At 69.3% G+C, this 18985-nt stretch carries 14 protein-coding genes; 7 read left to right on the forward strand and 7 right to left on the reverse strand.

Annotated features, from left to right (window positions below; translation table 11 throughout):
* Positions 1–27: 27 nt before the first annotated feature.
* The 3 genes from AC3ETA_RS29300 to AC3ETA_RS29310 form a co-directional block, all read right to left on the reverse strand.
* A complete protein-coding gene (locus AC3ETA_RS29300; RefSeq protein WP_432195901.1) occupies positions 28–2301 on the reverse strand; it encodes an nSTAND3 domain-containing NTPase in 2274 nt (757 codons plus the stop codon).
* Between the two features lie 191 nt (positions 2302–2492).
* On the reverse strand, positions 2493–3032 hold the full coding sequence (locus tag AC3ETA_RS29305) for a GNAT family N-acetyltransferase (RefSeq protein ID WP_432195902.1): 540 nt from the start codon (positions 3030–3032) through the stop codon (positions 2493–2495).
* A complete protein-coding gene (locus AC3ETA_RS29310; protein ID WP_432195903.1) occupies positions 3029–4312 on the reverse strand; it encodes an NsdA family TPR-like regulatory protein in 1284 nt (427 codons plus the stop codon). Before AC3ETA_RS29310 ends, AC3ETA_RS29305 begins: the two co-directional genes overlap by 4 nt.
* Positions 4313–4553: 241 nt before the next feature.
* On the opposite strand from AC3ETA_RS29310, the gene AC3ETA_RS29315 reads away from it, so the two are divergent.
* The 7 genes from AC3ETA_RS29315 (at position 4554) to AC3ETA_RS29345 (ending at position 13550) form a co-directional block, all read left to right on the forward strand.
* Positions 4554–5000 (forward strand): ATP-binding protein, encoded by a 447-nt coding sequence (locus AC3ETA_RS29315; RefSeq protein ID WP_432195904.1) that lies wholly within the window; start codon positions 4554–4556, stop codon positions 4998–5000.
* Between the two features lie 227 nt (positions 5001–5227).
* Positions 5228–5416: a hypothetical protein gene (locus AC3ETA_RS29320; protein ID WP_432195905.1), complete on the forward strand. Its 189-nt coding sequence runs from the start codon at positions 5228–5230 to the stop codon at positions 5414–5416.
* 189 nt (positions 5417–5605) lie between these two features.
* Positions 5606–5785, forward strand: coding sequence for an FxLD family lanthipeptide (locus AC3ETA_RS29325; RefSeq protein ID WP_016825826.1), 180 nt, complete (start codon positions 5606–5608; stop codon positions 5783–5785).
* A gap of 217 nt (positions 5786–6002) precedes the next feature.
* Positions 6003–8957, forward strand: coding sequence for a lantibiotic dehydratase (locus tag AC3ETA_RS29330; RefSeq protein ID WP_432195906.1), 2955 nt, complete (start codon positions 6003–6005; stop codon positions 8955–8957).
* Positions 8954–10228, forward strand: a complete 1275-nt coding sequence (locus AC3ETA_RS29335; RefSeq protein WP_432195907.1) for a lanthionine synthetase C family protein — start codon at positions 8954–8956, stop codon at positions 10226–10228. Before AC3ETA_RS29330 ends, AC3ETA_RS29335 begins: the two co-directional genes overlap by 4 nt.
* 21 nt (positions 10229–10249) lie before the next feature.
* Positions 10250–12328, forward strand: a complete 2079-nt coding sequence (gene fxlM / locus AC3ETA_RS29340; RefSeq protein ID WP_432195908.1) for a methyltransferase, FxLD system — start codon at positions 10250–10252, stop codon at positions 12326–12328.
* Between the two features lie 88 nt (positions 12329–12416).
* Positions 12417–13550, forward strand: coding sequence for a hypothetical protein (locus tag AC3ETA_RS29345; RefSeq protein ID WP_432195909.1), 1134 nt, complete (start codon positions 12417–12419; stop codon positions 13548–13550).
* 6 nt (positions 13551–13556) lie between these two features.
* Here AC3ETA_RS29345 and AC3ETA_RS29350 read toward each other — a convergent pair whose 3' ends face one another.
* From AC3ETA_RS29350 to AC3ETA_RS29365, 4 genes are all read right to left on the reverse strand, one after another.
* A complete protein-coding gene (locus tag AC3ETA_RS29350) occupies positions 13557–15272 on the reverse strand; it encodes a relaxase/mobilization nuclease domain-containing protein (RefSeq protein ID WP_432195910.1) in 1716 nt (571 codons plus the stop codon).
* Complete coding sequence (locus AC3ETA_RS29355) at positions 15269–16003, reverse strand: MobC family plasmid mobilization relaxosome protein (RefSeq protein WP_432195911.1); 735 nt, start codon at positions 16001–16003, stop codon at positions 15269–15271. The genes AC3ETA_RS29350 and AC3ETA_RS29355 overlap by 4 nt, the downstream gene beginning before the upstream one ends.
* A 172-nt stretch (positions 16004–16175) precedes the next feature.
* Positions 16176–17105 carry a DUF2637 domain-containing protein gene (locus AC3ETA_RS29360; protein ID WP_432195912.1) on the reverse strand — a complete coding sequence of 310 codons (930 nt, stop codon included), beginning with the start codon at positions 17103–17105 and terminating at the stop codon, positions 16176–16178.
* A 432-nt stretch (positions 17106–17537) separates the two neighbouring features.
* Entirely contained in the window at positions 17538–18848 is a 1311-nt protein-coding gene (locus AC3ETA_RS29365; protein ID WP_432195913.1) for a DUF3631 domain-containing protein, read from the reverse strand.
* Positions 18849–18985: the final 137 nt, after the last annotated feature.

Genomic DNA, 18985 nt, shown 5'->3' on the forward strand with positions numbered 1-18985 from the left:
CGTTCCAGACGAGCCCGAGGGGCCGCCTCAGGTGCCGTCGGGACTGAGCGTGGCCATCATGCGGGCCACGCTCTCCCTCTCGGCCGCCGTCGGCCCGGTCAAACGGGAGGGCGCGGGGCGCCTCGGGGTCCTCGGGGCACTGAGGGACGATGCCGAAGCCTCCACGAGAGCGCGGACTTCGGCGAACATCTCCTCGTCAAGCTGATACAGGTCCCCATCCCCGGATTCGTAATAACGAAATATGGCCTCCATCTCGGTCAGGTCATATCTGGACCCATCACCGTGTTCTATCCAGCTCTCCAGAGCCCATTCGGCGTAATCGTCCATGCGGCCTGCGACATACTCATGCGCCTCTTCGCCTTTTTCAAAATCCGTCAGCAGTGAGGCGAAATCCAGGGCGTCGCTCAAGGATCGCCAATCCGGAAGATCGAGCTCCATGATCCATTCAGCTGCCTGGTCGACTGCTCGCGGGACGAATTCTCTGAGATCCTGCCTCTTCGAATCGCCGAGAAAGCTGAGAATGTCCTGTACCGTCTGCGGATCCCATGCTTCGCTGATCACGCTGGCCTCGCTGATGCTCCGCCACCCAATATCATGCACACGCTCGGACGCCACGGCGGTTCCCAGCTTCAGGTAGAGGAGGGCCCGATAGGCGATGTCATGCGCGGAGTAGTGTCCTTCCACCACGACGGTCTCCGCCCCGAAGGCAAGCTCCGCACTCCGCTCCAACTCCGGCATGCAGCGCATCAAGGCTTGCAGCACCTGCTCCGCGTTACGGGAGGAGAGCATGGACCATAGCGAATCGACCTGCTCGAAGTGCCGGATGCGACCGACGAAGTCCTTCATCTCAGAGTGATCGGAAGAGATGAAATCGCGCATGTAGTCACGCACCGACGGATTATGGAAGGACACGAACACCACTTCTCCGCGACGCACACTCCTGAGCATCGTCCCGTCCAGCACCTTTAGTGCCTTGTGTAGGTCTCGGAGCGCACCCCCCGACGAAGCCCAGACGCTTTCGAGGGTATCCATCCGGATACCGGACAAGAAGGATAGTTGCGTTTTAAGTAGGAGAGTGTCGGATTCGCTTATTTGGTGGTTGACGATGTGACCCCAAACGCGGCCGGGGTCATTCAGGTTCTCAACCATTTCGTTCGCTATTTGCTTCCCGGCGGTCCCAAACGCTACAGCCTCGGACAGCGTCGCGGCGATAACGCGCGGATTGAAATTATCATGCTGGATAATGGGTGTGTACGTATCTGGAGATGCGAATATCGACTTCGTGCGGACTGAAAGGCTGGAGGCGGAGACGTGGTTGTAGAGGATTGACGCCCTTGCCTTGTACGTGTAATCGGCCACATCAAGCACGCACGTCTGGACATCGAAACGGTGCCTGTCGAGGCGCTCGTATCTCTGTCTGGCCTGCGCAAGAATGTACTCCCGCGTGGTGAGCAAAAACCTCTTGTTGGGGGAGTTTGTCGCCCGTTGCATCAGGGATATGAGGCGACCGTCCTCGTTCTTTCCCAGCTTTTCGTCGATCGCGGTCTGCCCCAGAAAATCGTCATAGTAGAAAAGTTGAGGGACGTCAGGGTCCCATAGCGCATTTGCTTCCTCCGCGTCTTCGGAGATCTCTATGATTTCGTACCCGTGACTCACGTAGTGGGCGCACAGCACATGGCTGAGCGTGGTCTTACCTACTCCCGGGGCCCCGGCGACCACGCACACGTGCCGATCGTCAAGAAGCCGCAACGCTTCCCCGAAGCTGCCGCTGTCGGCATACGTGCGCAGTGTGGCCTTGACTGCATCGGCGAGGGCGTGGGAACGCGTAACGATATTCTTGGACATGAGGGAGTTGAGTACCGAAGCGCTCGTCAGCCAGAGTCGCAGATGCCGCCTGACCACCTGATCGTGCTTGCGGAGAAGCGCATCGATGTCATCTTTGCCGTAGATGTCGCCCGGTGACCTGACGGACGGCTGCAGCATGTCGTAGAGCTTGTCCTTGGCGGCACGGCTGAGCTCGACCGATGTGGCAAGGACATAGCGCCCTGGCTTGAGATAGGCGAGCTTGGGTGCCTCGGCCTTCCGCATGTGGGCCAGCAGCTTGGCGCGGCCGGACCGGTGGAAGTGCTTGCACTGCACGATGAGGGCGGGATCGTCTCCCTGCATATGCCGCAGATCGACGCCTCCGTCCGGCCCGGAGGTGAAGATTTCCAGCCGAACGCCGAATTCCAGCTCGAAAAGGTCCTTGCACACGGCCTCGAAGTCGAAGTCCGTCAGCCTGCCCACGTCGAACGTTTCCACGGCCCCGCCCCTGTCTGATCATCCGCGGGCCGGGTCACTGGCCACGACTGCGGGCCCCGAGGTCACGCTGAACGGGGCGTGGCTCAGCCTTCCATGAGTCGCGACGCTATGCGTGCGGCTGGCACTGGTCAGGGCTTTGGATATGACAGAGCAGTCGTGTCATTCGATGACGGCGGGGTCGTAAGCGCCGATCAGCGAATGACACGGATCATCACGGCGAGGACTGGCGAAGCTGGTGATGGCTGACTCTGCCCGATGTCCTCGTAGCCCCACGATTTGTAGAGGGCGTGGACCTTTCCGTCGCCGGCGGCCTGGTTGACCATGAGCGTGACGTACGGCTCGTCGCGTGTGGCGAGAAGGGCGTCGTGGATGCGGCGGGCGGTGCCGGTCTTGCGCCAGGTCAGTCGGACGCCGATCTCCTTCAGGGCCACGGCCGGACGCTCGGTGTACTTCTCCGCCGGCGTCGGGCTGACTCGCTGCCAGTAGCGGTCGCCGTGCTCGATGGTATTGCCGTAGGCGTAGCCGACCGGGTGCCCATCCGCGTACGCGAGGACGGCCGTGAACCCCGGCTCGGTGCCGTGTCGGTCCAGGCGTTCACCGAACGCAGTGACCGCGTAGTTCGGCAGGTGGAGGAGTGGGGCGCGCACGTCGGCGTATACGTCGAGGAGGTCGCCGCGGGCGGTGTCGAGGGTGGTGAACGTGCGCAGTTCGATGGCGGGCGCCGTGGTCATGCAGCCATCCTCCAGGCAGCGGTGTGCTCGGTCCAGGTCTGCACCGTGGAGCTACCCAGCGCGGTGGCACGCAGTGCGGCCCCGAACTCCTGCAACATGCGCGTGACCCGGGCATGCTGGGTGGCGGCTTCGGCGGAGACCTTCATCGCGGTGGCAGTGGCTGCGTCGGGGGCGCCCTGGGCGAGCTGGGCGTGGGCGAGCCGGGTGGTGGTGATGGCCCGGGAGCGGATCATGTGGGGTCGGAGGGCGGACAGGCAGCGGTGGGCGTGGTATTCGGCGGTCGAGTAGTCGCCGAGCGCCAAGTGCGCGGAGAGTGCCAGGGAGTCCAGTTCGGCCTGGTCGTAGAAGGCGAGCATCCACACCGGCCGGTAGCCGGCGGGGTCGGCGCGCAGCATGGCGTCCTGGGCCTGCTCGAAGGCCCGGCGGGTGCCGGTGCGGTCCTGTGCCGTGCCGTGGATGGCGCCCTGGCGGGCCAGGCCGAGGGAGGCGAACAGGGGGTCGCGGCGGGTGAGGTGCAGGTTGCGGGCGACGTCGTTGGCGGCGAACGCGTCGGCGGGGCGGCCCATGTGGCGGTACATGGTGCCCGCGTGGCTCCAGATGCGGAACTTGATCGCCTGGTCGCCGGACATCTCGGCGAGAGCCTGGGCCTCGCGCATGTGCGCCTTGGCGACGTCGTAGCGCCGGCCGTCGATAGCGGCCCACATCGCGGAGGAGCGGAAGGCGGCTGCGGAGGCGTAGAGGTTGCTGCGTACGCGCTGGGTGGCGCTGCCGGCGTTCTGGAGGTTGAGTGCCTCGTCGGCGAGGGCGGCCGCCCGTTGCTCGATGCCGAGTTGTCCGCCGTGGCGGTGGTCGCTGGCGATGATCTCGGCGAAGCGCCTGTTGAGGCGGTTGACGTCGCTCATGCCGATACGGCGCGGCGATGTGGTGCCGGGTGCGGCTGCTGCTGCGGCAGCCGCCGCGATGCTGCCGACGAGGGTGCGGCGCTTCATGTCGGGGTCCTCCTGCTGCGGTGGGGCCGGGGTGGACGAAGGCCGGCTCCGTGGCACGAACCCTAAAGCGACGGCGGGTAGTCCGGTGACGTCCTCAAGTGCCTTGCGGGCGGCTGACTTTGGCCACGTGACCCGGCCCGCTTTCCATGCCCGGACCGATGAGCCGTCGAGTCCTCCAGGGCGCCCGGTCAACCGTTCAATGGCGCTGTTCACGGCCTCGGCGAGGCTGTTGGAGCTGTAGCCGTGTTCGGTCATCCACGCCTCAAGAACGGTGTTGCGGGTGGTGTCCATGCGGGCACGGTAGTCCGCGCGATCCCTCCCCACCAGGTAAAGGGCAGGTCAAAACGCCCTAGGCGGGTCCGTCGGCTGAATGCCTGAACGCCCTAACCAGCTTGGTGAGAAAGGGAGTTGTCTGGGTGCTGGTCGCCCGCCGCGCCCCACCGTGCGGGCGGCTGTTGACGGCCCGGCCCGCCCCTGAGGTTCCCCCGCGGGGGCGGGCCGGGCGCCGAGACGACACGAAGGCTCCACCCCAATGACGAGTCTGAGAACACCAGTTGAGGCCCTCTCCGTCGGCCACCCCACGTACAGCCAGACCTTCCCGTGCGAGCCGTCCACGGCCGAGCTCGGCCGCGAACTCGTCCGAGACGTCCTCGGTGTGTGGCATCTCGACGGCCTCGCCGACCGTGCCGCGCTGATCGTCACGGAGCTGATCGCGAACGCCTCCAGGCACACTCCGTGTCCCGAGATCCGCCTCACGGTTGGGCGGCCGAGCGCGACACGACTGCGTGTCGGCGTCGTGGACCGGGAACCAGCGCGTCTGCCCATACTCAGCCAGGCGGCTGACGACGACGAGTCGGGGCGTGGGCTGCTCCTCGTCGATGCTGTCGCCGACCGCTGGGGCTACGACCTGCAAGGCTCGGGCAGACGCCCCTGGGGCAAAGAGGTCTGGGCGGAACTGCGTACCGAGGGCGGCAAGTGAGCAGCCCGGCCACGGCACCCTTGCCCCTTCCGGGTCTCGCTCGACTCCGGCCCCGGCAGCAGATGGCCACGGACTGCGCCCTCTGCGCCCGGCTGCTGGGAGCGAGCGGTCGACGGCTGGGCGAGATACGCCACCGGGACCTGCTGTTCCAGCTCTGGGCCTGCGCTCCCCACTGCCAGGCCGCCAGATCGACCATCCCGACCAGCTGAGAAAGGGGAAGTCCTTCCATGGAGTGGCCGTGGACCACCGGTGATTGCTGGCTCGGCTGCGGACGTACCGGAGTCCTGGTGATCTGGCTCGGCCCGGTGCAGTGGGACGGGCAGCACGCCCCCTTCTACGCGTGCGAGCCGTGCCTCGACCGCCTCAAGGCCCAGGCGCTCGCCTACTTCATGGAGCGGCGGCCGACATCCGCTTGATCGGACTCCCGGCACACGACTTCCCGGCGTGAGGCAGGCACCCCGCGAGGACTTCCCACGCGGAGCACGTCCCCTCGTGCCGGGCGGCCAGGAGCCGTCCGGGGAGCAGCCGTCTGGCAACGCTCCCGTGGCGGCACCTGGTGGGCGCTCCAGCCCAGCAACACCACAACGATTACGAGGAGTTGAAGCATGACGCGCAGCACCGTAGTTCCCAGCCGTACCGAAGTACGCCCGCAGATCCCGGGGGCATCGGACGGTTTCGACCTGGACGTCTCCCTCGTCGAGATCGCCGACCCGGCGGGCCTGGTCAACCTGACCGACGACAACTGCGGGTCCACCTGCGGCGCCTGCACCACCAACGTCGCCTGACCCGGACCCCAGGTCACCCCGGTCTGGTGCCGCCGCGTCTCCGCGCGGCGGCATCAGCCGCCCGCCCACTCACCTACGGAGGTACTTGGTGGCTGCTTCGCCCGCAGCGTTCCGCACCGGTTCCACTGCTCTCGTCCGCGCCGTGGTCCGACCCTCGCTGCCGTTTCCTCCATGCCCTGACCTCGACGACCGCTCGCCCAGTGGTTCGTCTGCCCGTGTGGCGTGGCTACGCGCGGTCTGGGCGGACAAGAACGTCGCCGAGGCACTCCAGCACTCCAGCCCGGTCCTGGCCGCGCAAGTAGGGGCCCTGTGTACGGCCGAGCATCCCGCCCTCCGGGATGTGCAGCGTGCGGCGCTGTCCGTGGTCCGTTACCTGCTGCGGGCCCAGCACCGGGCGACACCCTTCGGTCTGTTCGCCGGCGTGGCCACCGCAGAGTTCGGCCCGCAGGCGCGGGCCGACTGGGGCGAGGAGCACGTGGCTGTCGGCCGTGCGGGGGCAGAGTGGCTGGCGGCTCTGGTCGAACGGTTGGAGTCCTGCCCGGACCTCCTCGAACGGCTGCCCGTCGTCGTCAACAACACCGTGACGTCCCGGGGAGACCGGCTCATCGTGCCGTTCCAGCCCGACGTCCAGGACGACCGGACTCGCGCGGTCGAGGCGTCCCTGGTCCTGACCGAACCGGTGCGCGCGGTCCTTGCCGCGATCCGTGCGCCGATCCGGTTCGGCACCCTCGCGGACAAACTCCAAGCGGAGTTCCCCGAGGCCGGTCCCGAGAAGGCGCGTCAACTGCTTGTGGAGTTGATCCGGCGGCGGGTGCTGATCACGAGCTTGCACGCTCCGAGCACCGAGACCGATGCCCTCGGGTATTTACTGGGCCAACTCGACGCGATCGACGCCCGAAGCCTCGCTCCGGTCGCGGAGACCGTACGCGAACTCCACGCGGCTCGGGCGGGCCTGGAGGATTACGCCACGCACGGCGGCCGGGACACCGTGGCGGCGCAGATGCGAGACCTCGTCCCCGGCCTGCGCCGCCACCCCGTCGCGCTCGACCTCCGCTTGGACGCGCAGATCGTTCTGCCGGAAGCGGTCGCACGCGAGATCGAGCGCGCCGCTCTCATCCTGACCCGCTTGAGCAGCCGCCCGTACGGGACCACTGCCTGGAACGAGTACCACCAGCGGTTCTACGAGCGGTACGGCATCGGCACGATGGTGCCGCTCGCGGAGGTCGTGGCGGACAGCGGCACCGGCTATCCCGACGGCTACCCAGGCGCTCCGGCCGGCGCACGCAGGCCCCGCGTCTCCGCTCGGGATGACGCCCTCGTACGGCTGGCTCAGGCCGCCGCGCTCGACGGCCGTGAGGAAGTGATCCTCACGGACGAACCGATTGAGGCCCTGGACGTAAGTCCCGACGAGCCTCGGCTGCCGCCGCACTTGGAGATCGGGGTGCGGGTGCATGCAGCCAGCCTGGAGGAGTTGCAGCGCGGGCGGTTCCGGCTGGAGGTCATGAGCGTGTCCCGAGGCGCCGGCGTCTCCGCGGGCCGGTTCCTCAGCGTGCTGGCCCCCGCCGAGCGGAAGGCCCTGGCCGCCGAGCTTGCCGGCCTCCCGGCCGCAGACGGCAACACCATGCCCGCGCAGCTCTCTTTCCCGCCCCTGCTCCCCGCGAGTGCCCATGTCACTCGCTCCCCACAGGTCCTACCCAACGTGATCAGCCTTCAGGAGCACCGCGCTCCGCAGGACACCGTCCTCACCCCGGAGGACTTGGCCGTGGGATGCGACGGCCGCCGCATCTACCTCGCCGTCCCCGAGCGAGGCCACCGCGTCGAGGCCATCGGGATGCACGCCCTGAACCTCCACACCCACACCCCGCCACTCGTGCGGTTCCTCACCGAACTGTCCCGCGCCCAGTGCGCGCAGGTCACCGTCTTCGACTGGGGCGCCGCAGCGGCCATGCCGTTCCTTCCACGTCTGCGGTACGGCCGCATCGTGCTGGCCCCGGCACGCTGGCGGCTGGAAGCGCCCGAACTGCCCGGCCACTTCCGCCCTCGGGACGAGTGGGATGCTGCGCTCGCCGACTGGCGTGCCCGGCGGAGGCTGCCGCGCCATGTCCATCTCGTTGAGGACGACCGACGTCTCTTCCTCGACCTCGACGAGGCCGGCCACCGGACGCTCCTGCGTCAGCACCTCGACCGCACGCGTCTGGCCGTGCTGGTCGAGGCCCCGGAACCGGAAGCGTACGGCTGGTGCGGCGGGCGAGCCCACGAGGTCGTAGTTCCGCTCAAGGCCACCCGACCGCCGACGTGGCCGCCACTGCCCACCCCCAGCCGGGCCCGTGCCCTGTCTGCGGCCCAGATGCAGACGCCCGCCGCTTCCTCGGTTCTTCTGGCCGCCCTGTACGGCGACCCCCGCCGCCAAGACGTCTTGCTCTCTCGGCACTTGCCCGGCCTCCTCGAACAACTCGGCAACCCGCCGTGGTGGTTCATCCGCTTCCGCGACCCGGACCAGCACCTCCGCGTACGCATCGCCCTTCCCGACCCGGAAGGCTTCGCCGACACGGCCCGAACGGTGAGCGCTTGGGCCGACGAGCTACGAAGCATCGGCCTGCTGGCCGATCTGCGCTATCCCACCTCCTACCGTGAGATGGGCCGCTGGGGCTCCGGCACCGCATGGGAGGCGGCCGAGAATGTGTTCCGGGCGGACTCGCGGGCTGTCCTGGCTCAGCTCATGCAGCCACAGCGCCCCGGACTGCGCACGCTGGTGGCGGCCCATACCGTCGCCATCACCTCCGCGTTCCTCGGAAGCACTAAGGCCGGAATGCAGTGGCTGATCGACCACATCCCGCCAACAGCCCCTATGCCCGTTCCGCGCCCGCAATTCGCCGAGGCCGTACGGCTCGCCGACCCGTGTGACGACTGGGCGGCTCTGCGCAGTGTCCCGGGCGGGGACGCCATCGTGTCCGGATGGGCCGACCGCGATAGGGCGCTCGCCGCGTACCGGCCGCACCTGCCCGGCCCGGACACCCAGGGCATCGCCGTCGACGACGTCCTGACCTCCCTGCTGCACGTCCACTTCGTGCGCCACGTCGCTGTGAACTTCCCGGAGGAAGAGGTGTGCCTCTACCTGGCTCGTGCCGCCGCCCTGGCCTGGACCGCCCGCACCAGGGGGAGGACTTCGTGACCGCTCACCCCGCGCTCGGCCTGGTCGAGGCCATCGCCACCCGGCTCGCCAGTCCCGACACCGTGCCCCTCGGCTCCAAGACGCTGTCCGCGGACCGGCAGCACCTTGCCTACGGCCCGCCCGGAATCGCTCTCCTGTACATCGAGCTGGCCGCGAACGGCCTCGGCCCGTGGCACCGCGCCCACGAGTGGCTAGCAGCCGCCTCCCGGCAACCGCTCACCAGCGGCCCGGACAGCCACCCGTTCTACGGAGTGCCCGCCTTCGCCCACGCCCTGACCTGTGCGGCCGATCACCTTCCCGACTCCTACCAGCGCGCCCTCGACGTGATGGACGGAAAGATCGCAGCCGACGTCGGACGCCGTCTCGACGCCGCACACCGCCGCATCGATGCCGGACGCCTACCGCAACTCGCCGAGTTCGACACCATCCGGGGCCTCACCGGCTACGGCGCCTACCTACTGCGTCGAAACCCCGACAGCACCACGACCCGAGCCGTTCTCGACTACTGCATGCGCCTCACCGAACCGATCACTCACCACGGTGAGACCCTGCCGGGCTGGTGGACGGAGACCGGCCCCTCGGGCAACCCGGACGACCGATTCCCTGGTGGACACGCCAACACCGGTATGGCCCACGGCATCAGCGGCGTGCTCGCGCTCCTCGCCCTCGCCGCTCGGTACAGCACCGCCACCGACGGGCACCAAGCAGCACTGCGCACCATCCTGGCCTGGCTGGACCGCTGGAAGCAGAAGGCCGACGGCGGACCGGTCTGGCCGTACTGGGTCACCCACGGCGAGCTGCGCAACGGACACCTCGGCTCGTCAGCCCCCAGGCGGCCCTCCTGGTGCTACGGCACCGCTGGCCTCGCCCGCGCCCAGCAACTCGCGGCACTCGCTCTCGACGACACCCGCCGCCAGATCGACGCGGAGAACGCCCTCGTGGCCGCCCTCACCGACCCCGACCAGCTGAAGGCCACCACGGACAACGGCCTCTGCCACGGGTTCGCCGGCCTCGCCCACACCGCCGCGCGTACGGCCGACGACGCCCACCCCTCGACCGCGGGGAAACTCCGAGCCGCGATCCCGGCCCTCCTGGCTGCGGTCATCCCACCAGGCACCGACCCCGAACTCATGGCCACGGCGCTCATGCAGAACGAGGAAGGCGGCCCCGGCCTCCTCGACGGCGCCGCCGGCATAGCCCTGGCCCTCCTGGCGCCCAGCACCGCCGCACCACCCCGGTCCTCCTGGGACGCCTGCCTCCTCATCACTTGATCCACCGACCGAAGGACCTCTATGCCTCCCGACCGCTGGCAGCAGCACAACATCACCTTCGTCGACCGCGAGATTGCGCGGCGCACCATCGCCGAACGCCTCGGCCCCGCCCTGATCGAGGCCGAGGCCGACGGGCAGATCACCGGCTGGTGGTTCATGAACAAGCAGCCCTGGCCGCTTCGTTACCTCGCCGACAAGCCCTCACCAGCCATCGAGCCGCTCCTGAGCGATTTCATCGGCAACGGTGTGGCCGTATCGTGCCTGCCCAGCATCTACGAGCCCGAGGTCGACGCATTCGGCGGACCCGAGGCCATGGACGCAGCCCACGAACTGTTCCACAGCGACTCCCGCCACCTGCTCACCTACCAGCCGAGCCCGATGCACTTGGGACGCCGAGAGACCGCCGTCCTGCTGGCGAGCGCCATGATGCGCGGCGCTGGGCTCGACTGGTTCGAACAGGGCGACGTATGGGCGAAGGTCGCGGCCCTTCGACCGACCACCGCTCCACCCCCCGAACGAGCCGCCGAACTGGCCCCGGCCATGCGGAAACTCATGACCGCCGACGCACACAGCCTCAGCCGCCTGGGCGGCCCACTCCACGCTCACGAGGAATGGGTGGCCGCCTTCGAACGGACCGGCGCCAGGCTCGCCGACCTTGCAGCCCGCGGCACCCTCACCCGCGGCCTGCGAGCCGTCATCGCCCACCACGTGATCTTCCATGCCAACCGCGCCGGTCTCCTCCGGGACGACCAGAGCGCCCTGTCCCACATCGCACGAGAGGTAGTCATGGGAACGAGTGACCACACCGAGTCGCCCACCGAGGCAACGGCCGACATGGATAGCGTCAGCGCGGTGAAAACCGACACGATCACCACCCCCACAGCGGACGCCGAACGCCTCCGCAACGCCCTGGTCGACCAGCTCCGCGCGGACGGACACGCCCGCACGCCCGCCGTCGAAACCGCGTTGCGGACCGTGCCCCGCCACGTGTTCGTGCCCGAGGCGACGCTCGAAGACGCCTACGCCAACGCACCTGTGCACATCAAGTACGACACCGACGGCACGTCCATCTCCTGCGCCTCCCAACCGGGCGTCGTCGCCCTCATGCTGGACCAGCTCGAAGCCCAGCCCGGCGAACGCATCCTCGAACTCGGCGCCGGCACCGGCTACAACGCCGGTCTCCTCGCCCACCTGGTCGGCGAGGGCGGGCACGTGACCACCCTCGACGTTGACGACGACCTCGTGGAAGGCGCCCGCGCCCACCTCGCCAGCGCGGGAATCACCAACGTCCAGGCCGTGACCCGCGACGGGGCTCTCGGCTACGCCGAAGGAGCACCGTACGACCGAATCATCGCCACCGTCGGCGCCCACGGCGTACCGCACGCCTGGCTGCAGCAGCTCGCCCCCGGCGGCCGGCTCCTCGTCCCCCAGCGCCTCAAGGGCACGGTGTCCCGCTCCATCGCCTACGAGCAGCGTGACGGCCGGTGGGTGTCCCTCGGCAGCGAGATGAACACCTTCATGCCGCTTCGGAGGGGCATCGCCGACGACGACCGCCGAGTGATCCCGCTCAGTACGGACGGCGCCGTACGACTCCAGGCCCCCGCCGGGCTCAGCATCGACGCCGATGCCCTCGCAGGCGTACTCGACCAGCCGCGCACCGAGGAGTGGACCGGCATGACGGTCCGCGCCATGGAGTCGCCGGAGTGGATGGAACTGTTCGTCACCTGCTCCCTGCCCTCCGGTCTGATCCGGATGCTGTTCCCCCGCAGCGCCAAGGGCACCCTGCTCACCGAGGACCCCTACCCCTCCTCCACCGCGGCTGTCGACAAGGGTGCCGTCACCTATCTCGCCCGGCGCGTGTCCAAGGAGAAGACCCCCGAGGGCGACAAGCTCTGGGAGTTCGGCGTCATCGGCCACGGCCCCGGCAGCGATGAACTGGCCGCGAAGGTCGCCGACGCCATCCGCACCTGGGAACGCGAGTACCGCGACCGCGAGGCCACGTTCGAGCTCCAGCCCCCGGACACCCCCGCCATCGAGCAGCGTCCCGGCCTCTTCGCCCTCGATACGCCGCTGAACCGCGTCGTCGTCGACTGGCGATGACGCCCCACGCGTAGCGGATGGTGCCCGTCGGCACACAGCTGGCGGGCACCGTCGCCTCAGTAGTCGTCACTCTCGACCCGGGGGATCCATGGACCCGCACGGCCCCATAGCCCAGCACTTCCCGCTCGTCGCCCGATTCCGCCCCGCTTGCCTGCCCCTCCCCAAACGGGTACGCGCGCTCGTCGACCTGGCTGACACCGCAGTGAAACAGGCCGATCAGGGGCTCGCATCGGCCGTCTACAACCAGGCCGCGCTCATCGCCTCCGACCTTGATCTCCCCGATCTCGCCCGCGAGATGTGCCACCAGCACGCCGCCGCCTACCTCCACGCCTGCCCCCTGCCCGGCATGAGCGCGATCCGAGGACTGGAACCGGTCATCAACCTCGCCCGCCTCCAGATCCGCGCCGGCCACGCCGATGAGGGCCGTCAGCGACTGCTCGACCTGTACAGGGCCGTCGAGACGGGCACGGCCGCCCGGTTCGAGGGCGTCAACGTACCCGCGGACCTCACTGCGACCGGCGAAGACCGCCAGCAGGTTCGCGCATGGCTGTGGCGCGTCCTCCTCGCAGACGGCACGCGCACCCTCACCGCCGAGGGGCGATGGGCCGAGGCACTTGCGCACATCGAAGCCCACCAAGGAATCGGAAAGCGGATGCTCGACGGTCGGCAGGTCGCCGTACTCGCCGCCCTCGTTTCGGGCGACACCGCGTGGGCCGCTGTGCTCCTTGCCGACACGAGGCCCGGCGACCCATGGGAACAAGCCGTCACGGCATGCCTAACCGTTCTATCTCGGCGCGACGCCGGGCAGCCGATGGACCACCACCTGACGGACCTGGTGACGGCCTGCTCCGGACGGAAAACCGAACCCGGTATGACCGTCTTCGACACCCGGCTCGGACTTACAGTCCTCGACGCGATCGGGTCCGCCGAGGCGCTCGCCGCGCACCGCATCGTCGAGGACCTCCACCGCAGGACGACGGACGCCGAGGACGGCTACGCGGCCCGCGAGAACTTGGCTCATCCCCTGTTCACCGAGATCGCCACGGACCGGCAAGTGCAGGACTGTCGCGCGCTGGTGCGCGCCTGCGCCCTCGACGCAAGGATCCTCCCGGACCCGCTGCGACGAGAACTGACGGCGGCTCTGCGCGCCAGCGACAGCGTGATCCGGGAAAGCCTCGCACGTTCCTCCGGGCCCGGAGGAACGCAACTCCTGCGGTTCTGACGGTGTCTATCGGCGCTGCCCGTGCTGCTGTTCCGCAGGTGTCGGGGTGGCAGATGGAAGCTGACTGTCATGGATCTGCCGAACGCGGATCGAAGCCGTCATAGTGGTGCGGCTGCGGGCGGCTTCGGCACGGCGGTTGGGTACGGGGTTGCGGCCGGTGTGCTGGATGCGGGTGATCAGGACGCGGGCGGGCTGACGGGCAGTGTCCAGTTCGCGCTGGGCGGTGGCCTCCTTGAGGAGTTGGTGGGGTTGGTGCCCACGGGCTTCGGCGTCGGCGAGGACGGTGGCGAGCGCTGGCCAGGCGGGATCGGCGAGTATCCGCTCGGCCTGGTCCGGCACGGCGGCGCGCACGTCGCCAGCCAGGGTGAGGCGGGCCTGCTCCCTGGGCGGGCGGGCTTCGAGCTCGACGAGCACCGGGGCGATGGCATGGTCGGCAACGCTCTTCAGATGCTGAACGGCCTGGCGCGCGGCTTCAGTTTGCTGGGCGTGGCCCTTGGCCTCGTGCCAACGGGCGGCGACGATCACGGCCCAGACAAGAGCCGCCATCAGGGCGGCCACAACGCTGCCGTCGGGGCCCGTCGCGGTGTGGACGATGTCGCGGGCCGCACTGCGCAAGGCGTAGGCGGTGCGGTCCTCGGCCCGGATCTGGGAGCGCTGGGCTCGTGCGAACGCCTTGGAGGCGGCCTGGAGTTCGGCACGCAGGTGGGCGGGCGCCTTCTGGGCGGTGGCTTCAAGGAGTTCACCGAGGGCGGTTATGTGGGCCTGGGCGCGGGTGTCGTCGGCGAGGTCGGTGTGGAGGATGTCTAGGGCCTCGGTGGCTTGGTGCCAGGGGGTGGTGGGGCGGTTGCGGCGGGCGGTGGGGTGTTCCTCCGGCACGGCGCTTTCCAGGCGGGCCTTGATTTTGGGCAGGGTGAGGTCTGGGGCGATCTTCTTGCCGGGGTGGAAGATCTGCTCGCCTTGGCTGCTGAGGTCGCCGGGACGACCGACGGCGTAGCCGAGGAGATCACCCGACGGGCCGCGCCTGGCCTTGACGGGGATGCCGTCGGCTTCGAGGTAGGCGATGAATTCCTCGGCGTCGGCCACGTGCGGGATGGCAGCACGGATGCGGTCTTCGAGCCACTCGGGGCTGGTCTGGTCCCAGCCCAGCCGCTGTGCCTTGTGCATCTCGGCCTGGGTGGGCCGGCGCGTGCCGGTGCGGTCGCCCTTCTTCAACTGCCTGAGCCCGTAGTCCTTTTCGATCTCGCGGCAGGCGTCACCGACGCGCAGGCCGCTGTCGTGGAGTTTGGGGCGGCGTCCGTCCTCGCGAACGGTGGTGGCGAGGATGTGGATGTGGTCGTCGGCGTGGCGTACGGCGATCCAGCGGCAGGCCAGGTCGTCACCTTCGGGCGCGATGCCGGCCGCGATCACGATGCGCTGGGCGATCTCGCCCCACTCGGCGTCGGACAGGTAGCGGTCCTCGGGTGCGGCGCGGACGGCGCAGTGCCAGACGTGGTCGGTGACCTGCTGGCCGAACTCACTGTTGCGCAGCCTTACGGGTTCGTCGAGGTAGTGGCCGAGTTCGGTCAGGGTGGCGTTCTCACTGCGGCCAGGATCGGGCATGGCGAGCATCGCGAAGGCGGCCACGATGTGCGGATCGAGGTGCTCGTCGTGCCGACCAGGTCCATAGAGGTAGGCGAGCAGACCGCGGGTCTTGGTCCCCGTGGCTTTGATGGCGGCGATCACGCGGCCAGGTCCTCTGTCGGGTCGGCGGGCTCGCGCAGAGCCTCGGCGATCAAGGTCAGCAGGTGGTCAAGTTCGTCGAGCCTCTGGCGTATGTCGGGTGGGGTGAGGTCGCTGTTGAGCGCTCGGGCGATCTGGTTGACGTTGACGCCGATCCGGTTGAGCTGGCGCAGCACCTGGGCGCGGAACATGTGGGTGCGGCGGCGGTCCTCGGACAGGGGCAGGTTCGCGGTGAAGCGGCCGTCGAGGAAGGCGACGACGACGTCGGCGCAGAACCCGGCCTCTCCCTTGTAGCCGTGCTCGGCGGTGGTCTCCCGGAGGCGTGCACGCTCGTCGGTGCGGAACTGCAGGGGGCCAACGCGTTCCGTGCGCTTGTCACCCGTGTAGCGGCGGATCGTGGGCTGCGCGCTCTTCACGGTGGGCTCGCCGGCGGCAGCGCTGTCTTCGCGTACGGGGCGGAGGATGGCGTGCTGGACGGCGTGGAGCGTGTCCGGGTCAGGGCCGTCCTCGGCCCCGACCTCCTGGCCCGGCGCCCCCTGGCGCTGGGCCTCCTCCGCCACCCCCGGGGCGGAGGTACCCGAGATCCGGCCTTGAGTCGGACTCGGGGTACTACTGGCTCCGCCCGGGGCAGCCCGCCCGAACGCGCGGCGCCAACGGTCCATCAGCGTAGGGGACTTCGTCAGCGGCATCGGCTCGTCGGAAGCGTTGTCGGGGTGGAACGGGTCGTGCTTCATGGACGGTTCTCCGGAGAGGGGTGGGGAGGGCATGCGGATCACCGCGAAGATCGGATGGAGTTCGGACGGTTACCACCTCATCCACAGGTGTGGATGATCGCGCGTTACGTGAGGGCGGTGACCGGCGGGCCGGGTGACCGGAAGGGTTCCGGTCACCCGGCAGCGGTTCCGTTCAGCCGCTGGGCCGATGGGTCTCGGCGGAGGGTTCTAGTTCGGCCCGGAGGATGTCCATCACCTCGGTCAGCCGCTCACTGCCGACTGTTAGCCCTTTGTCCTCAACCGCCGTTCGGACGACGGCCCGGGTGAGCTTGCCCTGCTCAGCGGCAGCAGCCCGGCCGATCTCCACGAGTACCTCAAGCGGGGCGCCGGGCGGACGGCCACCGCGCGACTTGCCTGCGGCAGCGGAGGCGGACGATTCCGGCGACGGGACGGATACGGCGGCCGAGGGCTCAGCGGCCGGGCCGGGTTCAACCAGCAGATCGGCAGGCCCGACGCGCGTGACCGGGGGAGCCTCGCCGGACTGACCGACCGTGGTGGTCAACGGCTCGGTGGGCTGGACGGATGTGGTGGCCGGTGGTTCCGGCGCCTGCGCTGAATCGAGGGCCGGATGATCGGCGTCAGGCTGCACGACGTGCTCGTGGATCTGCCGCATCAGCACGCCGAAGGCCACCATCGCGGCGGCCGGGGGAACCGCGGCGACCACGTAGTCGAGCAACGGGACACTGCCGACTTCGCGCGTACCGGTCACCCCGGCCACGTTGAGCCCGATGGAGCCGACCGATCCGATGGCCGTCACGCCGATGGCCCACAGGTCGGTGACCTGGCGCAGGCCCGCACGAAGCATGAGCAGCTCGCCCGCGACGATGAACGCGTCCAGCGTCGCGGGCCACGCCCATCGGCGGGTCGGCGAATCGCGGAGTCCGTGCTGGGCGGCGACCTCGGCCAAGTGGGCGTAGGAGAGCCAGAACGCACCGGCGGTAAGGGCCACGATGACGACGCCGGCCGCGCGGAGCACGTACTGCTCCGCGGTGAGCTTCGTCTTCGCCGGCTGCTCCTGACCGGGCCGGTCTCCGCGCGGCGGGCGGTGTCGGCGACGGGACATGCGAGGGATCCTCAAGCGGGGCACTCCTGGGGTAGTGGTGTGGTGCGTCTTTGCCGTCTTGGCCGTTGCAGGCGCAGGTCACAGCTGGTACGGCAACCGCCTCGGCCCTCCGTCCCGGCAGGTACTGCCGACGTTGCGTTCCGAGTCGGAACACGCGCGGGACATCCAGCCGAACCTGGTGCCGGTCTGGCCGTGCCCCCGGGCCGGGACGGTGGCGTCGCGTCTTCCGTCCCGGCGGGCAGGGCTGTGACCTGCGGCGATACGGCAGGACGGCGGCGGACGGCACGAGACGGATAAGGGCGGCGTCTTGGCGGGAGGGGTGCGACTGATGATCGCGTTCCCGTCTTGGCCCCGGTTGCCGTCTTGCCTGTAGGCCGTGTGACCTGCGAGATCACGGCAGGGACGGCAGGTACGGCAACCAGGGGGCGGGGCTCAGCCCTCGCCGCGAGCGGGGTCGGCGTCGACGGGGTGGACGGTGGGGCAGTACCGGCGCCAGGTGTCCAGGAACTTGTTGCGCATGTAGCCCTTGCGCTGTGTCCGGTCGGCCATGCGCACGTTGCCGGGCTTGATCCCGAACTCGCGCAGCAGCCTGCCCAGTTCACGGGCGGTCAGCCCGCCCCGCCCCCACTCCGCCCACGGAGCCTCCGCGTCCTGGCGCAGGTGGTGGAGGAGTTCCTCGGTGGACAGGCTGTCCGCCTCGCGCTGGGCGTAGAAGACCCGGCGGATGTCGGCGAGGATCCGCGCCCCGCTCGGGTGGTCCTCCTCGGCCGCCACTTCGGCGGCGACCATCCGCGCACACGCGAGGCGCGCCAGCCGGGGCCAGTGCCCGCCGGCCAGGTCGGCGACGATGACCAGGGGCTCCCACGTGTCGGCGGCACGGTCCTCGATCGGCATCTCCGGCTCCAGGTCCGCGGCCTCCTCCAGCAGTGGCCGGGCCCACGCGTGGATGCGGTCGCGCAGATCATGCAGGGCCGGGATGTCGCGCCGCGAGCGGAAGGGCTTGACCTTCTCGCCCTCGGCCCTGCGCCTCATCCGGATCACCACCGACCGGTCCATGACCGTGTCCGGCAGATCGCCGATCCCCGCGATGGCCGCCATGGCGAAGGTGGCGAACTTGTGCGGGGTGTGGTCGTTGCCGACGACCCGGGTCACATACCGTCCCCGCTGGTGACCGGCGTTGAGCAGGCCACGCGTCTCCTCGTTCTTCTCCGCCACCTTCGGGCCGAAGATGGTGTCCGCCTCGTCCACCAGCAGCGTCGGTGGCTCCTCCTCGGTGATTGACCGGAAGATCGCCGCCGGTGTGGTGTTGATGGTGAGCATCGGTTCGTGGACCGTCTCGGTCAGCACGTCCAGCAGCCGCGACTTGCCGCACCGCTTCGCCGGGCCCACCACCGCCAGGCGCGGGGCGTGCTGCCACGCGGGTTGCAGGTGCGTCGCTGCCACCCACAAGGTGATCGCGTCCAGAGCCTCGGGCGAGGGCGGGATCACGAACTGGGTGATCTGCCCGCGCAGTTCGTCCAGCAGCTCCGAGCCGAGTGTCGGCTCCGCATCGGGTATCGCCTCCAGGCCGCTCGGAGTGTCCGCTTCGTCAGCGCTGCGGGCGCGCGCATCGTCGCTCACGTCCGGATTGGCGTCTTCAGCCTGCGCGGCGCGCAGGTGGGCACCGGGTCGGCCGGGGATGGCCGCTGCGGGCCAGATGGCCTGTGCGGGGGCGGAATAGGGCTCGGGGTTCTCGGGTTGCACTCGGCAGCTCCTCGTCTGGCGGTGGCGGGCTGGCACGCCCTTGCCGCCGGGTTGGTTCTTCCAGGGCCGTTCGGGGTTGCTCGGGCCTCCGGCGTTGCACCGCCGGGGGCTCACCCTCTTCTCGCAGGCGCCAGGCC

Source organism: Streptomyces sp. bgisy027 (assembly GCF_057710365.1).

Excerpts from the sequence above, each read along its gene's own strand:
- AC3ETA_RS29345 (WP_432195909.1), top strand. The coding sequence starts at position 12,417 with ATGGACCCGCACGGCCCCATAGCCCAGCACTTCCCGCTCGTCGCCCGA.
- fxlM (WP_432195908.1), top strand. The coding sequence starts at position 10,250 with ATGCCTCCCGACCGCTGGCAGCAGCACAACATCACCTTCGTCGACCGC.
- AC3ETA_RS29355 (WP_432195911.1), bottom strand. The coding sequence starts at position 16,003 with ATGAAGCACGACCCGTTCCACCCCGACAACGCTTCCGACGAGCCGATG.
- AC3ETA_RS29305 (WP_432195902.1), bottom strand. The coding sequence starts at position 3,032 with ATGACCACGGCGCCCGCCATCGAACTGCGCACGTTCACCACCCTCGAC.
- AC3ETA_RS29325 (WP_016825826.1), top strand. The coding sequence starts at position 5,606 with ATGACGCGCAGCACCGTAGTTCCCAGCCGTACCGAAGTACGCCCGCAG.
- AC3ETA_RS29315 (WP_432195904.1), top strand. The coding sequence starts at position 4,554 with ATGACGAGTCTGAGAACACCAGTTGAGGCCCTCTCCGTCGGCCACCCC.
- AC3ETA_RS29310 (WP_432195903.1), bottom strand. The coding sequence starts at position 4,312 with ATGGACACCACCCGCAACACCGTTCTTGAGGCGTGGATGACCGAACAC.
- AC3ETA_RS29360 (WP_432195912.1), bottom strand. The coding sequence starts at position 17,105 with ATGTCCCGTCGCCGACACCGCCCGCCGCGCGGAGACCGGCCCGGTCAG.
- AC3ETA_RS29320 (WP_432195905.1), top strand. The coding sequence starts at position 5,228 with ATGGAGTGGCCGTGGACCACCGGTGATTGCTGGCTCGGCTGCGGACGT.